This window comes from Caulobacter sp. UC70_42 (genome assembly GCF_044056025.1).
Classification (GTDB): domain Bacteria; phylum Pseudomonadota; class Alphaproteobacteria; order Caulobacterales; family Caulobacteraceae; genus Caulobacter.
Genome location: NZ_CP171994.1, coordinates 2,209,199 through 2,224,682, shown reverse-complemented (window position 1 = coordinate 2,224,682; position 15,484 = coordinate 2,209,199). Strand labels below are relative to the sequence as shown.

The following is a 15,484-nucleotide window of genomic DNA, read 5'->3' as shown; positions in this document are numbered from 1 at the left end:
GATAAAAGAGCTCTATTTCAAAAGTTTAGCGCGCGGCCGTGGTCTGGCGGTGAACCACGGCGTGGTCAAGCTGCTGGAAGACGGGGGCGGAAGCGGTGTTGGCCCCGGTCAGCCGAGCCACCAGCATCTCGACGGCGCGTTGGCCCAGCACCTTCACCGGTTGATGCACGGTGGTCAGCGGCGGCCAGACGATGGCGGCGACGGGGGCGTCGTCGAAGCCCGTGATCGACAGGTCGCGCGGAATGCTCAAGCCCCGCGCGTGGGCGGCCGACAGCACGCCGGCGGCCATGTCGTCATTGGCGCAGACCAGGGCGCTGGGGTTTAGCGGATGGTCCAGCAGCTGCGGCGCAAGGTGCGCGCCCGAGCGGAAGGTGAAGTCGCCGCGCGCCATGATCCAAGCCTCCTGGCCCAGGCTTTCCTCGGCCAGGGCGCGCTCGAACCCCTTCATGCGTCGGTCGGCCGAGAGGTGGCCCTCCAGTCCGGCGATGAAGCCGAAGCGCCGGTGACCCAGGCGCAACAACTCCCGCGCCATGTCGTAGCCGCCGGCCTCGTCGTCGACGCCGACGCCGTCGGCGATCCCGCGGCCCGGTCCGCCCGGCGAGACCGTCACCACCTTGCAGCCCTGGGCCAGGGCCGCCTGGATCAGCGAGACGTCGTCGCTATAGGGGGGCGACAGGATCAGACCCTCGCAGCGCTGGCTGGTGATCAGGTCCAGCACCCGCTTCTCGCGGTCGGGGGTCTGCTGCGGGACGTTCTGGACCAGCACCTGGTAGCCCAGCGTCAGGCAGGCGCGCAGGGCTCCCAGTTCCAGGGCGGATTCATAGTAGGAGTTCGGATCGTTCTCGAGGTCCGAGGCGAAGACAAAGGCCAGCAAGCGGCTGGCCCCGCCCGCCAGACTGCGGGCCTGCGGATTGACCTTGTAGTCCAGCTGCTCGATGGCCCGCATGACCCGGGCCCGGACCTCGTCGCGGACATTGGGGCCGCCGTTCAGCACCCGAGACACCGTCACGCGCGCCACGCCCGAAACGCGGGCGACGTCGTCGATGGTCGGCCTCTTTCCGGTCAAAGCACACTCCACTGGATGCGGGACCATCGTCGGGAAGCCCCGTCCGCACAAGCGATACGCGTCTTCATGGCGAAGGGTTCGCAGCCTACAGGTCTCACAGGACGGCCTAGCCGATCAACCAGATTGGTCTGACCAAATAGGCGAGCGGACAAGCCGATCCTGCTGAACGCACCCACGCGTCTGGCATGCGCGGAAAAGGCCTGCATCTTAAAGTTTGCTCATCTCGAAGCCTGTCGGCGGCCTTGGCGAGGCCTGCTTCAGAAATTTTTGCGACAGGGCGCCGTCGACGCACCGCACAAGGGAGCATACTCAATCTTCAATAACCCCCCGGCCGATCAGGTTGCGCGTGGGCCTAACAGCGGACCCATTCCGCTTTTGCGAAATTGATAGATCCAATCTATCCCGACGAGAAGTTTTATCAATTTGCTCAATCACGAGTCGGACCTGTAACACAGCGCATCTCTTCCAACCGGAGCGCCTCATGTCGCTGATCAACACCGAGATCAAACCCTTCACCGCCCAGGCCTACAAGGACGGCAAGTTCGTCACGGTCAGCGAAGCCGACACCAAGGGCAAGTGGTCGGTCTTCTTCTTCTATCCCGCCGACTTCACCTTCGTGTGCCCGACCGAGCTGGAAGACCTGGCCGACAACTACGACACGTTCCAGAAGCTGGGCGTTGAGATCTACTCGGTGTCGACCGACACGCACTTCTCGCACAAGGCCTGGCACGACAGCTCGCCGGCCATCGGCAAGATCAAGTACACCATGATCGGCGACCCGTCGGGCGTGGTGACCAACAACTTCGAGATCATGCGTCCGGGCGTCGGCCTGGCCGACCGCGGCACCTTCCTGGTCGACCCGCAAGGCGTGATCCAGTTCATGGAAGTCACCGCCGAGGGCATCGGCCGCAACGCCGCCGAACTGCTCCGCAAGATCAAGGCCGCCCAATACGTGGCCAGCCACCCGGGCGAAGTCTGCCCGGCCAAGTGGGAAGAGGGTGAAAAGACCCTCGCTCCGTCGCTCGACCTGGTCGGCAAGATCTAAAGCCTAACGACTACCCGGACCGCCGGCCGTTCATTCGGACCGGTCGGCGGCCCGGCCCTTGATCGTACGCCGCGTTCGATCCTCCTCCCCCCGAAAATCGAACGCCACCTTTCTCTCCCCCTAGCCTTTTTGGGAGCGCGCCATGCTGGACGCCGGTCTGAAGACCCAGTTGACCACCTATCTGCAGAACCTGCGCCAGCCGATCGAACTGGTCGCCTCCCTCGCGGATGACGCCGGTTCGAAGGAGATGCTGGCCCTGTTGGAAGACGTCGCCGCGACGTCGGACAAGGTCACCCTGAACCTGTCGGGCGACGACGCCCGCAAGCCCTCCTTCGCCATTACCCGCGCCGCCGGTGACGCTTCGGTGCGCTTCGCCGGTCTGCCGCTGGGTCACGAGTTCACCTCGCTGGTGCTGGCCCTGCTGCATGTCGGCGGCCACCCGCCGCGCCTCGACGCCGAGGTCATCGAACGGATCAAGGCGCTGGACGGCGACTACCGCTTCGAGACCTATTTCTCGCAATCCTGCCAGAACTGCCCGGACGTGGTGCAGGCTCTCAACACCATGAGCGCGCTCAATCCGCGCATCAGCCACGTCGCCATCGACGGCGCCCTGTTCAAGGACGAGGTCGAGGCCCGCCAAGTCATGGCCGTGCCGACCATCCTGCTGAACGGCGAGGCCTTCGGCCAGGGCCGCATGGATGTCGAACAGATCCTGGCCAAGCTGGACGCCGGCGCGGGCGACCGCATGGCCGAGAAGATCAAAGCCAAGGACGCCTTCGAGGTGCTGGTCATCGGCGGCGGCCCCGCCGGCGCGGCCGCGGCGGTCTACGCCGCCCGCAAGGGCATCCGGACCGGGGTCGCGGCCGAGCGCTTCGGCGGCCAGGTGCTGGACACCATGGCCATCGAGAACTTCATCTCGGTCCCCCACACCGAGGGTCCGAAGATGGCCGCGGCGCTGGAGCAGCACGTCAAGGAATACGACGTCGACATCATGAACCTGCAGAAGGCCGTCGGTCTGGTTCCGGCCAAGACCGCGGGCGGCCTGATCGAGGTCAAGCTGGAGAACGGCGCCAGCCTGAAGTCGCGCACCGTCATCCTGTCGACCGGCGCCCGCTGGCGGAACGTCAACGTCCCCGGCGAGGCCGAGTACCGCAACAAGGGCGTGGCCTACTGCCCGCACTGCGACGGCCCGCTGTTCAAGGGCAAGCGCGTGGCGGTGATCGGCGGCGGCAACAGCGGCGTCGAGGCGGCCATCGACCTGGCCGGCATCGTCGCCCACGTGACGCTGATCGAGTTCGACAGCCAGCTGCGCGCCGACGCAGTGCTTCAACGGAAACTGGCCAGCCTGCCGAACGTCAAGATCGTCACCTCGGCCATGACCACCGAGATCCACGGCGAGAACGGCAAGGTCTCGGGCCTGTCCTACAAGGACCGCAACCAGGACAGCGTCCACCGCGTGGACCTGGAAGGCGTCTTCGTGCAAATCGGCCTGGTCCCCAACACCGAGTGGCTGAAAGACTCCGGCGTCGCCCTGACCAACCGCGGCGAGATCGAGGTCGACTATCGCGGCGAAACCTCGCTGCCCGGCGTCTTCGCCGCCGGCGACGCGACGGTCACGCCCTACAAGCAGATCATCATCGCCATGGGCGAGGGCGCCAAGGCCTCGCTGTCGGCCTTCGACTACCTGATCCGCCAGGTTCCGGCGAACGAAGAGGCGGAGGCGGCCTAAGGCTCGCCCCAGCGCGGGCGGCGGCGACCGGCTACGGGTCGCGGCGCCGCTCGTTCGCGTCTCCCTCGTCGTCGGCGGTCTCCACCAGTTCCTCCATGAACAACGCCATCAGCGCGGATTGCGAGCGCACGCCGGCCTTGGCGTAGACCCGAGCCAGTTGGGCGCGCACCGTGCCGGCGGCCGCGCCGCGAAGGGCGGCGATCTCGGCGACGTCACAGCCCTTCAAGGCGAAGAGGGCGACATCCGCCTCGGCCCCGGTCAGCCGCCAATCGGAAAAGCGCAGGCGCGCGAGGTCGGCCAGGGCGCCCTTGGCCGCGGCCACCGCCGCCTCGTCCTGGCGCGCGCGCAGGACGAGCCAGCGCACCTGGGTCGCGCCGAACAGGACGCCGACCAGCAGGGCCAGCGCCGCGCCGCCCTCAGCCAGCAGGTGCGAACCCAGTGCGCCGGCGCGCAGGTCGCCCGTGAAGTCGACCAGGAAGAAGATGGTCGCGGCCAGCTGCAGGATCACGATGACCGCGATCATCGTGATCCTGTGCTCGAGGGCTCGACGTCGATTGATCATCGCCAGAGACTTAGCGCCGCCCGGGAAGCATCGCCAAGACTATCCGCCGTCCGCTCCGCCGCGTTTCGAAGACGACGCCCGCGATGTGCAGGACGATCAGGCCGTAAAGCAGGTTCACCGCGGTCTCGTGGATCTCGGTCAGCGGACCCTCCTCGTGCTCCTCGCCCGCCTCCCCCAACTCTTCGCGCTCATCCCCGTCGCGATCGAGCGTCGCGACCATGGCGACCGGCGAGGCGGCGGCGCGTTCCGGCGTGTCGGGGGCGCTGACCATCAGCAGACCGGTCACGACGATGACGGCCAGGACGCTCCAGATCGCATAGACCATCAGCGCGCCGAGCGGATTATGCGAGGCGTGCTCGGTGCGTCGACCGGCGACGATCTCCCGGATATGCGCCAGGGCGCGGCGCGGGCTGGGCGGAAAGGCCGAGAACCGCGCCTCGGCCGGACCGATGACGCCCCAGATCAGACGCAGGACAAGAGTGGCGGCCAGCGCATAGCCGACCCACAGGTGCGGGGTCGAGCCTGCCTCGGTGATCAATCCGTTGGCGACGACGGCGGCGACAACGGTCCAATGCGTCAGCTTGACCACCGGATCCCAGCGGCGGGACGCCGGTGTCGTCTCAGTCGCGGTCATGGCGGCGCTCCGCGTCGTGCTTTTCGCCCCGCTCGGCGTGGTCGCGCTCAACCGATTTGGGGCGAGCCTTGTGGCGGGCGTCGTCCGGATCCTCGGCCTTGGCCGGCGCCGGCTTGGGGGCGGCCGAGGCGGGCGAGACGACCTTGGCCCGAGGAAGCCTGGCCTCCTCCGCGAGGGCGAGGGCGGGGGCGGCCAGGGACAGGATCAGGAGGCTGGCGCCGAATATGGCGAACGACGGTTTGGTCACTTGCGGTTCTCCCGTGCTTGAGACGAGAGAAGGGGTGAGCCGCGCCAGCCCGCGCCGCCATAGGCGGAAGGCTTACAGGCGCCGTGATAAGCGCCTGCTTACGCCCCTCAGTCCGGAGGCTTACGCCTCGGCCATCGCCTGGCCGCGCACCAGCGCCGCATAGGTGTCCATCAGGTCCAGCGACAGCTTGCCGGGCGTGAACCTGAACTCGCCGATCTCGGACACCGGGGTGACCTCGGCGGCGGTGCCGACGATGAAGCACTCGGTGAAGGTCGCCAGCTCTTCCTTCTGGATGTGGCGCTCGACGACCTCGATCCCCTTGTCCTTGGCGATGGCGATCACCGTGCGGCGGGTGATGCCGTCCAGGAAGCAGTCGGGCTTGGGCGTGTGCAGCACGCCGTCCTTGACGAAGAACACGTTCGCGCCGGTCGCCTCGGCCACATAGCCGCGATAGTCCAGCATCATCGCGTCGGCGTAACCGTCCTTCTCGGCGGCGTGCTTGGAGATGGTGCAGATCATGTAGAGGCCAGCGGCCTTGGCCGCGACCGGAGCGGTCTTGGGGTCCGGACGCTGGTACTTGGCCCAGGTCAGGCGGATGCCCTTGGCCTTGGTCGCCGGATCGAAGTAGCTGGGCCACTCCCAGACGGCGATGGCGACGTGGATCTTGGTCTGCTGCGCCGAAACACCGATCATTTCACTGCCCCGCCAGGCGATCGGGCGGACATAACAATCCTTGAGGTTATTCTTGGCCGCGGTCGCCTTGCAGGCCTCGTCGATCTCGGCCACCGTGTAGGGGATCTTGAAGTCGAGGATCTCCGCCGACTTGAACAGGCGCTCGGTATGCTCGGTCAGCTTGAAAATCTCGCCGCCGTACATCCGCTCGCCTTCGAACACGGACGAGGCGTAGTGAAGTCCGTGGGTCAATACGTGCACCTTCGCCTCGCGCCAGGGAACGAACTGGCCGTCCAGCCAGATCCAACCGTCACGATCGTCGAAGGGAACCAGAGACATCGGCCCAAGACCTCCTTATTGGAAACCCGGCTCTTAGACGCCCCGAGGACGGGGGCGTCAAATAAAATGGACTCCGCGCGATGATAGCCCCGCTGCAGCCTGGTTCGGACGATCCCCGTCTGATCCTCCGCGAGGAAGAGCTGGACGGCGGGCTGGAACTCATCCTGCTCGCAGAGGCCTCGCTGTGGGCCGCCGTCGACGCGGCGCTGGAGGCCGAGACCCTGGGCCTGGGCCGCTCGCATTGGCGCGCGACCTTCCTGCTGCGCCGTCGACCGGGCATCGGCGTGCAGGATCTTGCCAAGCTGACCAGCCTGTCCAAGCAGGCCGCCAGCCGCACCCTGGCCGACCTGCGGAAGGCCGGCCTGGTCGAGCGCGGCGCGGGCGATCTGGACGGCCGTCGGCGTCCGGCGACCCTGACGCCCGAGGGGGTGGCCTTCGAGCACCGCACGGCCGAGCGGCTGCGGGCGCTGCTGGCCCGCGCCTATCGCACCGGAGGCCTTGACGGCGTGGCCGGCGCGCGGCGGATCCTGGCGGCCCTGGCCGGTCCGCGCCAGGGTGTCGGCGCCGCCCGACGCCAAACCTGATACGATGACGCCATGAGCCCCGAAGAACGCCGCGAGCGCCACATCCTGGTCGTCGACGACGACGACCGCCTGCGCAAACTGATCAAGGAATTCCTCAGCCGGGCGGGTTTCCGGGTCACCGCCGCCTCGGACGCGGCCGGGGCCGACCGCCTGTTCGGCGCCCTGGACTTCGACCTGATGGTGCTGGACGTGATGATGCCCGGCGAGGACGGCTACGCCTTCACCAAGCGCCTTCGGGGCCGGGGCGGCGAAAGCGGCCGCACGCCGATCCTGATGCTGACCGCCCGCGACCAGACCGCCGACCGCATCGAGGGGCTGTCCAGCGGCGTCGACGACTATCTGGGCAAGCCGTTCGAGCCGCAGGAGCTGCTGCTGCGCATCGAGGCCATCCTGCGCCGGTCGTCGGCGCGGCCGGTGGGGCCCAAGGCGCTGCCGCTGGGCCGCTGCACGTTCGAGGCCGATCGCGGCGAACTGACCTGCGACGGCGAAGTCGTGCGTCTGACCGAGGCCGAGGTCACCCTGCTGCGCCGCCTGGCCCGCTCGGCCCACGAGCCGGTCGACCGCCTGGAGCTGGCCCGCGACACCGCCGACGCCACCGGCCGCGCGGTCGACGTCCAGGTCACCCGCCTGCGCCGCAAGATCGAGCCGGACCCGAAGAACCCCCGCTATCTGCAGACCGTGCGCGGCGTCGGCTACCGGCTGGCGCCGGACTGATTGATGCGCCTGCGCACCAAGCTCTATATCCCGTTGTTCATCAAACGCTTGCTGCCGACCAGCCTGTTCGGCCGCAGCTTGCTGATCATCATCCTGCCGGTGGCGCTGATGCAGATCGCCGTGACCTGGGCGTTCTTCGACGCCCACTGGCAGTCGGTGACCAGCAAGCTGTCGGAAGGCCTGGCCGGCGATATCGCCTGGGCTGTGCAGTCCTATGAGGACGACCCCAGCCCCGCCGCCGTCGAGAAGCTGGCCCAGCGGGCCGAGGACTCGCTGTCGCTGTCGATCGCCTTCCAGAAGGGCCGCAAGCTGCCGACCGGCCACCGGCCTTCGCTGTTCGCCGCCCTGGATCGCTCGCTGGACAAGGCCCTGGACGACCGGCTCGACAACCCCTTCTGGTTCGACACCACCCGTTACACCGCCTATATCGACATCCGCGTTCAGGTGAAGGACGGGGTCCTGCAGATCTACGCCCTGCGCGACCGGGCCTACGCCACCCAGGGTCACATCTTCATCCTGTGGATGGTGGTGGCGACCATGCTGCTGACGGCGGTGGCCATCCTGTTCATCCGCAACCAGGTGCGGGCCATCGAGCGCCTGGCCGACGCCGCCGACGCCTTCGGCCGAGGCGAGGACCATGACTTCAAGCCGCATGGCGCGCGCGAGGTCCGCCAGGCGGCCATGGCCTTCATGGCCATGCGGGCGCGCATCGTCCGCCATATCGAGCAGCGCACCGCCCTGCTCGCCAGCGTCAGCCACGATCTGCGCACGCCGCTCACCCGCCTGAAGCTGGAAATGGCCATGTCCGAACCCAGCGAACAGCTGGAGGCCATGAAGGGCGACCTCTCCGAGATGGAGCACATGATCGACGAGTACCTGGCCTTCGCCCGCGGCGAGGGCGGGGAGGCGGTTCAGGAAATAAGCCTGTCGGAGCTGGTCGAGGGGGTGGTCGCCGACGCCGAGCGCGGCGGGGCGATGGTCGAGACCGAGATCACCCGCGACCTGCAGGCGCGACTGCGGCCCCTGGCCTTCCGCCGGGCCTTGGCCAACCTGATCGACAACGGCGTCGCCCATGCCGACCGGGTGAAGGTCACGGCCACGGCCCGCCTGACCGGCGGCGTCGAGGTGGCGGTCGATGACGACGGCCCGGGCATTCCCGAGGATCGCTACGAAGAGGCCTTCAAGCCATTCTCGCGGCTGGACGAGAGCCGGAACCAGAATGAGAAGGGGGTCGGCCTGGGCCTGGCGATCGCGCGCGACATGGCGCGGAGCCTCGGCGGAGACCTGGTTCTCTCGCGATCGATGATGGGCGGGCTGCGAGCCTCGATCCGGTTGCCGGGGTAAGGCGGTAGCTCCTCCCCCGCGTTGCGGGGGAGGTGGCCCGGAGGGCCGGAGGGGGCGAGCTGGGTGTAAGCCGCACTAGCCCCCTCAGTCGCTTCGCGACAGCTCCCCCGCATCGCGGGGAGCATCGACGGGGCTAAAAAACCCGCCCCGATCTTCGCCAGCCGATCGGCCATCTGCTTCAGGCGCTTGTCCAGCTCGGCCATGGTCCGGTTCAGCGCGCCTTCGTCGTCGCGCCAGACCTGGACGACCCGGGCCCAGACCGCGGTCATGGCGGCCAGACGCGGGGCGGTGGCCTCGACGCCGGCGGCCTCCAGCACGGCGCGGGCGATGCGGGGGAAGCGGCTCGCCGAAACGAGGACGCCCTCGGCCTTGGCGATGGCGATCAGGGCGGCGCGGTGCGGCTCCATGGCCTCCAGCCGGGCCATGGCGGCGTCGAACAGGCGGTCGTGAACATCGGCGGTCTCGGCGTAGTCCACGCCCAGCGCCGCGCGGTCGAAGCGGGCCGACAGATGGGCCAGCACCGCGTGCTTGCTGTCGGCCAGGCCGTAGAGCTCGGCGAACGGAACCTCGGCCTTCACGGCGATGTCGCGCAGGGCGATGGCCGGCCACGGCTTGTCGGCGACCAGGGCGAGAGCCGCGGCGGCGGCCCGGTTGAGGATGTCGTCGTCAGCGGAGATTGGGGCGTCGGTCATGGGAGTCACATGGCGGCGGAAAGCGACGGGAGCAAGACGCTTAGCCGCCAAGTTCCTTCGAGCGCGCCACGGCGGCGTCCAGCGCCTTGGGCAGCAGGTCGCCGAAGCCGCCCTCGCCCATCAGCACCGCCAGCGCCGCGGCCGTCGTGCCGCCCGGCGAGGTCACCTGCTTGCGAAGCTCGGCCGGCTCTTCGCCGCTCTTCTCCATCAGGGCGGCCGCGCCGATGATCGTGGCGCGAGCCAGCCGGGCGCTGTCGGCTGCGTCCAAACCCTGGGCGGCGCCGGCCGCCTCCAGCGCCTCGACGAAGGCGTAGAGATAGGCGGGGGCCGAGCCCGAGACAGCGGTGGCCGCGTGCAGCAGATCCTCATTGGGCAGGTCGACCACCGTCGCGACCGGCGCGAACAGGGCGTGGGCGGCGACCCGGGCCGCGTCATTCTCGGCGAAGATCGACGCCGTCCCCCGGCCGATCGCCACGGCGGTGGTCGGCATCACCCGCGCCACGCTCCGGCCGCCGAAGGCCGCGGAGATGTCCGCCGCGCGGACGCCGGCGGCGATCGACACGATGACCGCGTCCGAAGCCAGATGCGGAGCCACGTCCTTGACCGCCTCGCGCCAGATCTGCGGCTTCACGGCCAGCAGAACCGTCTTGGCGGCGGACAGGGCTTCAAGCGGAGGATTCGACCAAAGCCCCGACGAACGCGGCGGCGTCGACATGAGGATCACGGACGATCAGGTCGGCGGCGGCGAAGGCGCCCGCCGCGCTCCAGCCTTCGATCAAGGCGCCGCCCATGCGGCCGGCGCCGAGGAGGAGAATGGGGGTCATGCTTCGCGTTCCACCTGATGTGTCATCCCGGACGCGCTTGCGGCGATCCGGCGCTCAGGGGCCACGCGCGGTGAGGTCGCCCCTGGGTCCCGGCTTTCCGCGCTTCGCGCTGCGGCCGGGATGACAACCCTAGGGGCTGGGCGCAAGCCTAGAATCAAGCCTGACCCACCGTCTCGAACATGCAGGCGGCCATGGCCTCGTCCGGGGTCTTGGCGCCCTGGAGCAGGAATTCGAAGGCCGGGAAGAAGCGGTCGGCGGCTTCCACCGCCGCGTCGATCATCGAGGCGGCCTGGGCCATGGTCGGGCGCTCGCCGGCCGGCAGGGCCAGGGCGTGGCGGAACACGACCTCGCCGTCCTCGGTCCAGACCTCGAAATGGCCCAGCCAGACGCGCTGGTTGATCAGGGCCAGCAGCTCGTAGGCGTTGGCGCGCTTGGACTTGGGCGCACGCAGATCCAGCGACAGACACAGCTGAGACAGTCGGCCTCCGGACGCCAGGCGAACCACAGTTCGTAGTCCTTCCAGTCGCCCTTCAGCGCGAACGCCAGATCGCCGTCTTCGGTGCGATCGAAGGTCAGGTTCTCGGCCGACAGCACGTGCTCGACCACCTCGAGGGGGTCTAGCGCCATCAGGACGTCGTCGTCTTCCGGTTGGGTGTCCATGAAAAACCTACGTCCCCGCCCGCGACGGCGAGGGTTGCCCCCGCCATGAATCGCTCACGCGCCATGGGACACTAATCTGCTTCGTGACGTTCGTCTCAACTCGCTTCACGCCGTGAGCGAGCGCCGAATCGCCTATTCGCCTGAAGTCGCGGTTTTTCCAGAAGCGCTTTTGGCGGGCGCCTTCTTGGCCTTCAGAGCCGCGACCTCTTCGCGCAGCGCCGCGACCTCGGCCTTCAGGGCCTCGAAATCGTCGCGACGGATCAGGTCGAATTCGGCCGCCAGACGATCGGCCTGGGCCCGCATGGCGGTCTTGGCCTCCTCGCCGGCCGTCTGGGCGATGCCCATGGCCGCCTGGGTGAGCTTGGCGAATTCGTCGAGGAAGGGGTTCTGGCTGTGCATCGCGGTTCCGAGTGGCCCAAAGAGTGGGCGACGCTCTTATATGGGAAACGGGGGATGAAAGCGAAGCCCGAAGGCTATAGGAGTGCGACCATGTGTCCCGCACGGAGCCGCGCGTGATTTTCCCGAACATCGACCCCATCGTGCATATCGGTCCATGGGCCCTGCAATGGGGTCCGCTGGCCCTGCGCTGGTACGCCCTGGCCTATGTGGCCGGGATCCTGCTGGGCTGGCGCTTCGCCGTCCGGATGACCCGGACCGAGCGCCTGTGGGGCGGCCGCGCGCCGACCGCCACGCCGCTGCAGATCGACGACCTGGTGCTGTGGATCACCCTGGGCATCATCCTGGGCGGCCGGCTGGGCTACATCCTGTTCTACATGCTGATGAACGAGGACCAGCGAATTTGGCTGTTCGCGCACCCGCTGGACCTGTTCAAGATCTGGGAGGGCGGCATGTCCTTCCACGGCGGCTTCCTGGGCGTCTGCGCGGCGATCGCCCTGTTCGCCCGCCAGCAGAAGATCGACATGCTGAAGCTGGGCGACCTGATCGCGCCGGTGGCCCCGATCGGCCTGTTCTTCGGCCGCATCGCCAACTTCATCAACGGCGAGCTGTGGGGCCGCCCCACCGACGGGCCGTTCGGGATCATCTTCTGCAACGAGACCATCAAGGCCGCCCATCCGCGGCACATCTGCCCCGCCGGCTCGTACCCGCGCCATCCCAGCCAGCTCTACGAGGCGGGGCTGGAGGGCGTGCTGCTGTTCCTGATCCTCGTCTTCGCCGTCTATCGCCTGAAGTGGCTGCAGCGGCGCGGCGCGATCGTGGCGACCTTCCTGATCGCCTACGGCCTGTTCCGCCTGTCGCTGGAGAACGTGCGCAATCCGGACGTCGGCATGCCCGACTTCCCGTTCGGCCTGACCATGGGGATGATGCTGTCGACCCCCATGATCCTGGTCGGCGGCTGGCTGATGTGGAAGGCGCTGCGCGAGCCTGCTCAAGTCGGTCCAGGCGAAGGCGGGCATGAGCCTGCTTGATCGTCTGAAGGCGCAGATCGCCCAGGACGGGCCGATCGGCGTTCCCGAGTTCTTCACCCGCTGCCTGCACGACCCGCGCGACGGCTATTACGCCATCCGGCCCGATCTGGGGGCCGGCGGCGACTTCATCACCGCGCCGCTGGTCAGCCAGATGTTCGGCGAGCTGATCGGCGTCTGGGCGCTGGAGACCTGGACCCGCATGGGCCGGCCCGCGCCGTTCCGCCTGGTCGAGATGGGCCCGGGCGACGGCGCGCTGATGAGCGACCTGCTGCGGGCGGGCCGGCTGGATCCGGACTTCCTGGCCGCCGCCGAGGTCTGGCTGGTCGAGGTGTCTGGCCCGCTGCGCGCGCGACAGGCCGCCAGGCTGGGCGACGGTCCGCGCTGGGTCGGTCGCCTGGACGAGGTCCCCGGCGGCGCGCCGATGATCCTGGTGGCCAACGAACTTCTGGACTGCCTGCCGGCCCGCCAGTTCGTCCGGACCAAGGAGGGCTGGGCCGAGCGGGTGATCGGGTTGGGCGAGGACGGGGCGTTGGCGTTCGGGCTGAGAGGCCTCGGCAAATCGCCCGACGCCGCGCCGCCACATCTGCCGGAAGCCGGCGAAGGCGGCATCTGGGAAATCCTCCCCCGCCCAGGCGGCGCTGGCCTCGGACATCGCCCACCGCCTGCTCGTCGACGGCGGCGCGGCGCTGCTGATCGACTATGGCCGCGACGCGCCGGAGGCCGGCGACACCCTGCAGGCCATCCGCAACCACCAGAAGGTCGACCCGCTGACCACCGCGGGCCTGGCCGACCTCACCGTCTGGGCCGACTTCCCTTCGGTGGTCGCCGCCGCGCGGGAGACCGGCGCCAAGGCCGGGCCGATCCTGACCCAGGCGCAGTTCCTGCTGGCCCTCGGCATCGAGGCCCGCGCCCAGGCCTTGGCCAGCGCCCGCCCCGATCGCGCCGAGCAGATCGCAAGACAGCTTGATCGTCTGGTCGGCAAGGCGCAGATGGGCGCTCTGTTCAAGGTCGCGTGCCTGACCGCGCCCGACCTTTCGCCCCCCTCTTCGAGGACGCGACATGACCAAGAAGCCTGACCTGCCCACCGTCCAGTCGCCGCTGCTGGCCAGTCTGCCCGGCATCAAGCACGCTTTCTTCACGCGCCAGGGCGGCGTCTCGAAGGGAATCTACGACAGCCTAAACGTGGGGCGCGGCAGCAAGGACGAGCCGGCCGACGTCGAGGAGAACCGCGCCCGCATCGCGCGCTGGTTCGGCGGCGCCCCGAGGATCTGAACGTCTGCTACCAGATCCACTCGACCATCGCGATCACGGCCGACGGCTCCTGGGGCGATGCGCGGCCGGAAGGCGACGCGGTGGTCTCCAAGACCCCGGGCGTCATCTGCGGCGCCATGGCGGCCGACTGCGCGCCAGTGCTGCTGGCCGACCCCGAGGCCCGCATCGTGGCCGCCGCCCACGCCGGCTGGCGTGGAGCGCTGGACGGCGTCGTCCAGGCCGCCGTCGACCGCATGGTGGCGCTGGGCGCCCGTCCCGAACGCATCACCGGCGTCGTCGGTCCCTGCATCGGCCCCAAGTCCTACGAGGTGGGGCTGGAGTTCCTGCACCGGTTCGAGGCCGATTGCCCCGGCTCGGGCCGATTCTTCAAGCCGGGCGCCGCGGACGACAAGCGCTTCTTCGACCTTCCGGCGTTCGTCCTGGACCGCCTGGAGACCGCCGGCGTCGAGCGCCGCGAGTGGGTCGGCCGCGACACCCGGGCCGAGGAGGAATGGTTCTTCTCCAACCGCCGCGCCTTCCTCAAAAACGAGGGCGATTACGGCCGCCTGCTGTCAGCGATCAGCCTGGAAGCGTGAGGCTTCCGCAACACGCGGGCGATGCTCCGGGTACGGAAGCGAAAAAGTTCGGCCGTTAACACTTGTGCCTGGGGCGATCGCTGCTAGAAGGCCCCGCATCGGCCGCCCCCCACCCCCGAGATATCCCCATGAAGCTGCTGTCCGGCAACTCCAACCGCCCGCTGTCCCAGGCGATCGCGGAGATCTCGACATGCCGCTGACCCGCGCCCAGGTGCGCCGGTTCGCCGACCTGGAGGTGTTCGTCACCATCGACGAGAACGTGCGGGGCGAGGACGTCTTCGTCATCCAGTCGACCAGCTATCCGGCCAACGACAACCTGATGGAGCTGCTGATCTGCATCGACGCCCTGAAGCGCGCGTCGGGCAAGCGGATCACCGCGGTGCTGCCCTATTTCGGCTATGCCCGCCAGGACCGTAAGACCGGCGGCCGCACGCCGATCTCGGCCAAGCTGGTCGCCAACCTAATCACCCGCTCGGGCGCCGACCGCGTCCTGACGATGGATCTGCACGCCGGCCAGATCCAGGGTTTCTTCGACATTCCGACCGACAACCTGCTGCCCTCGCGCCTCATGGCCGAGGACATCCGCCGGCACTACGCCATGGGCGACGACCTGATGGTGGTGTCGCCAGACGTCGGCGGCGTGGTGCGCGCCCGCGCCCTGGCCAAGCGCCTGGACGACGCCGACCTGGCCATCGTCGACAAGCGCCGCTCGGGCCCGGGTCAGTCGGAAGTCATGAACATCATCGGCGACGTCAAGGATCGCCGCTGCATCCTGTTCGACGACATCGCCGACTCGGCCGGCACCCTGTGCAACGCCGCCCAGGCCCTGATGAGCCACGGCGCCAAGTCGGTCAGCGCCTACATCACCCATGGCGTGCTGTCGGGCGCGGCCGTCGACCGCGTCGCCAATTCGGTGCTGACCGAGTTGGTGGTCACCGACTCGATCGAGGCCTCCGACCCGGCCAAGGCCTGCCCCAAGATCCGCTACGTCTCGTGCGCGCCGCTGATCGGCGAAGCCATCCGCCGCATCGCCAACGAAGAATCGGTGTCGAAGCTGTTCGACTGAGCCTGACGGGCGAGGCGCGAGCGCGAACTCGC

General features: G+C 68.7%; 14 protein-coding genes and 5 pseudogenes. 9 read left to right on the top strand and 10 right to left on the bottom strand.

All coding sequences use genetic code 11. The features are described from left to right. Nucleotides 1-25: 25 nt before the first annotated feature. Nucleotides 26-1,066 (bottom strand): LacI family DNA-binding transcriptional regulator, encoded by a 1,041-nt coding sequence (locus ACHMW8_RS11185; RefSeq protein WP_395445587.1) that lies wholly within the window; start codon nucleotides 1,064-1,066, stop codon nucleotides 26-28. Between the two features lie 481 nt (nucleotides 1,067-1,547). Between ACHMW8_RS11185 and ahpC the strand changes: the two genes are divergently transcribed. Together ahpC and ahpF are read left to right on the top strand one after the other, a co-directional pair. Next, nucleotides 1,548-2,111, top strand: a complete 564-nt coding sequence (gene ahpC / locus ACHMW8_RS11180) for an alkyl hydroperoxide reductase subunit C (protein WP_395445586.1) — start codon at nucleotides 1,548-1,550, stop codon at nucleotides 2,109-2,111. Nucleotides 2,112-2,253: 142 nt separating this feature from the next. Further along, the gene (ahpF, locus tag ACHMW8_RS11175; RefSeq protein ID WP_395445585.1) at nucleotides 2,254-3,840 is read left to right on the top strand and encodes an alkyl hydroperoxide reductase subunit F; all 1,587 of its coding nucleotides are present in this window, start codon (nucleotides 2,254-2,256) and stop codon (nucleotides 3,838-3,840) included. Nucleotides 3,841-3,871: 31 nt separating this feature from the next. On the opposite strand, the gene ACHMW8_RS11170 is transcribed toward ahpF, so the two are convergent. The 4 genes from ACHMW8_RS11170 to ACHMW8_RS11155 form a co-directional block, all read right to left on the bottom strand. Then, nucleotides 3,872-4,402 carry a helix-turn-helix transcriptional regulator gene (locus ACHMW8_RS11170; RefSeq protein WP_395445584.1) on the bottom strand — a complete coding sequence of 177 codons (531 nt, stop codon included), beginning with the start codon at nucleotides 4,400-4,402 and terminating at the stop codon, nucleotides 3,872-3,874. 10 nt (nucleotides 4,403-4,412) lie between these two features. Continuing rightward, a complete protein-coding gene (locus ACHMW8_RS11165) occupies nucleotides 4,413-5,036 on the bottom strand; it encodes a cytochrome b/b6 domain-containing protein (protein WP_395445583.1) in 624 nt (207 codons plus the stop codon). Further along, nucleotides 5,023-5,283 (bottom strand): hypothetical protein, encoded by a 261-nt coding sequence (locus ACHMW8_RS11160; RefSeq protein ID WP_395445582.1) that lies wholly within the window; start codon nucleotides 5,281-5,283, stop codon nucleotides 5,023-5,025. The genes ACHMW8_RS11165 and ACHMW8_RS11160 overlap by 14 nt, the downstream gene beginning before the upstream one ends. A 120-nt stretch (nucleotides 5,284-5,403) precedes the next feature. Continuing rightward, nucleotides 5,404-6,294, bottom strand: coding sequence for a branched-chain amino acid aminotransferase (locus ACHMW8_RS11155; RefSeq protein WP_125156676.1), 891 nt, complete (start codon nucleotides 6,292-6,294; stop codon nucleotides 5,404-5,406). An 80-nt stretch (nucleotides 6,295-6,374) separates the two neighbouring features. Between ACHMW8_RS11155 and ACHMW8_RS11150 the strand changes: the two genes are divergently transcribed. From ACHMW8_RS11150 to ACHMW8_RS11140, 3 genes are read left to right on the top strand one after another with little or no spacing between them, the layout of a single operon-like run. Then, entirely contained in the window at nucleotides 6,375-6,878 is a 504-nt protein-coding gene (locus tag ACHMW8_RS11150; RefSeq protein ID WP_395445581.1) for a MarR family winged helix-turn-helix transcriptional regulator, read from the top strand. A 12-nt stretch (nucleotides 6,879-6,890) separates the two neighbouring features. Beyond that, entirely contained in the window at nucleotides 6,891-7,592 is a 702-nt protein-coding gene (locus tag ACHMW8_RS11145; RefSeq protein WP_125156678.1) for a response regulator, read from the top strand. A 3-nt stretch (nucleotides 7,593-7,595) separates the two neighbouring features. Then, a complete protein-coding gene (locus tag ACHMW8_RS11140) occupies nucleotides 7,596-8,936 on the top strand; it encodes a HAMP domain-containing sensor histidine kinase (protein ID WP_125156679.1) in 1,341 nt (446 codons plus the stop codon). A gap of 140 nt (nucleotides 8,937-9,076) precedes the next feature. Here ACHMW8_RS11140 and ACHMW8_RS11135 read toward each other — a convergent pair. From ACHMW8_RS11135 to ACHMW8_RS11115, 5 genes and pseudogenes are all read right to left on the bottom strand, one after another. After that, nucleotides 9,077-9,628, bottom strand: a pseudogene (locus ACHMW8_RS11135) (TetR family transcriptional regulator); the annotation flags it as partial. 40 nt (nucleotides 9,629-9,668) lie between these two features. Then, nucleotides 9,669-10,452, bottom strand: a pseudogene (proC, locus tag ACHMW8_RS11130) (pyrroline-5-carboxylate reductase). Between the two features lie 154 nt (nucleotides 10,453-10,606). After that, nucleotides 10,607-10,957, bottom strand: a complete 351-nt coding sequence (locus ACHMW8_RS11125) for a YbjN domain-containing protein (protein ID WP_395445580.1) — start codon at nucleotides 10,955-10,957, stop codon at nucleotides 10,607-10,609. Continuing rightward, nucleotides 10,852-11,112, bottom strand: a complete 261-nt coding sequence (locus ACHMW8_RS11120; RefSeq protein WP_395445579.1) for a YbjN domain-containing protein — start codon at nucleotides 11,110-11,112, stop codon at nucleotides 10,852-10,854. The genes ACHMW8_RS11125 and ACHMW8_RS11120 overlap by 106 nt, the downstream gene beginning before the upstream one ends. Nucleotides 11,113-11,244: 132 nt before the next feature. After that, the gene (locus ACHMW8_RS11115; protein ID WP_395445578.1) at nucleotides 11,245-11,511 is read right to left on the bottom strand and encodes an accessory factor UbiK family protein; all 267 of its coding nucleotides are present in this window, start codon (nucleotides 11,509-11,511) and stop codon (nucleotides 11,245-11,247) included. A gap of 113 nt (nucleotides 11,512-11,624) precedes the next feature. On the opposite strand from ACHMW8_RS11115, the gene lgt reads away from it, so the two are divergent. The 4 genes and pseudogenes from lgt (at nucleotide 11,625) to ACHMW8_RS11095 (ending at nucleotide 15,452) form a co-directional block, all read left to right on the top strand. Beyond that, complete coding sequence (lgt, locus tag ACHMW8_RS11110) at nucleotides 11,625-12,539, top strand: prolipoprotein diacylglyceryl transferase (RefSeq protein ID WP_395445577.1); 915 nt, start codon at nucleotides 11,625-11,627, stop codon at nucleotides 12,537-12,539. Continuing rightward, a pseudogene (locus tag ACHMW8_RS11105) lies at nucleotides 12,526-13,602 on the top strand (class I SAM-dependent methyltransferase). The gene lgt and the pseudogene ACHMW8_RS11105 overlap by 14 nt, the downstream one beginning before the upstream one ends. After that, nucleotides 13,599-14,386 (top strand): annotated as a pseudogene (pgeF, locus tag ACHMW8_RS11100) (peptidoglycan editing factor PgeF). Before ACHMW8_RS11105 ends, pgeF begins: the two co-directional pseudogenes overlap by 4 nt. A gap of 128 nt (nucleotides 14,387-14,514) precedes the next feature. Beyond that, nucleotides 14,515-15,452 (top strand): annotated as a pseudogene (locus tag ACHMW8_RS11095) (ribose-phosphate pyrophosphokinase). Nucleotides 15,453-15,484 lie beyond the last annotated feature (32 nt).

Bases quoted from the DNA above. Each gene is read 5' to 3' on its own strand.
- ahpC (WP_395445586.1), top strand. From the start codon at position 1,548: ATGTCGCTGATCAACACCGAGATCAAACCCTTCACCGCCCAGGCCTAC.
- ahpF (WP_395445585.1), top strand. From the start codon at position 2,254: ATGCTGGACGCCGGTCTGAAGACCCAGTTGACCACCTATCTGCAGAAC.
- ACHMW8_RS11170 (WP_395445584.1), bottom strand. From the start codon at position 4,402: ATGATCAATCGACGTCGAGCCCTCGAGCACAGGATCACGATGATCGCG.
- ACHMW8_RS11165 (WP_395445583.1), bottom strand. From the start codon at position 5,036: ATGACCGCGACTGAGACGACACCGGCGTCCCGCCGCTGGGATCCGGTG.
- ACHMW8_RS11155 (WP_125156676.1), bottom strand. From the start codon at position 6,294: ATGTCTCTGGTTCCCTTCGACGATCGTGACGGTTGGATCTGGCTGGAC.
- ACHMW8_RS11150 (WP_395445581.1), top strand. From the start codon at position 6,375: ATGATAGCCCCGCTGCAGCCTGGTTCGGACGATCCCCGTCTGATCCTC.
- ACHMW8_RS11145 (WP_125156678.1), top strand. From the start codon at position 6,891: ATGAGCCCCGAAGAACGCCGCGAGCGCCACATCCTGGTCGTCGACGAC.
- ACHMW8_RS11140 (WP_125156679.1), top strand. From the start codon at position 7,596: ATGCGCCTGCGCACCAAGCTCTATATCCCGTTGTTCATCAAACGCTTG.
- ACHMW8_RS11120 (WP_395445579.1), bottom strand. From the start codon at position 11,112: ATGGACACCCAACCGGAAGACGACGACGTCCTGATGGCGCTAGACCCC.
- ACHMW8_RS11115 (WP_395445578.1), bottom strand. From the start codon at position 11,511: ATGCACAGCCAGAACCCCTTCCTCGACGAATTCGCCAAGCTCACCCAG.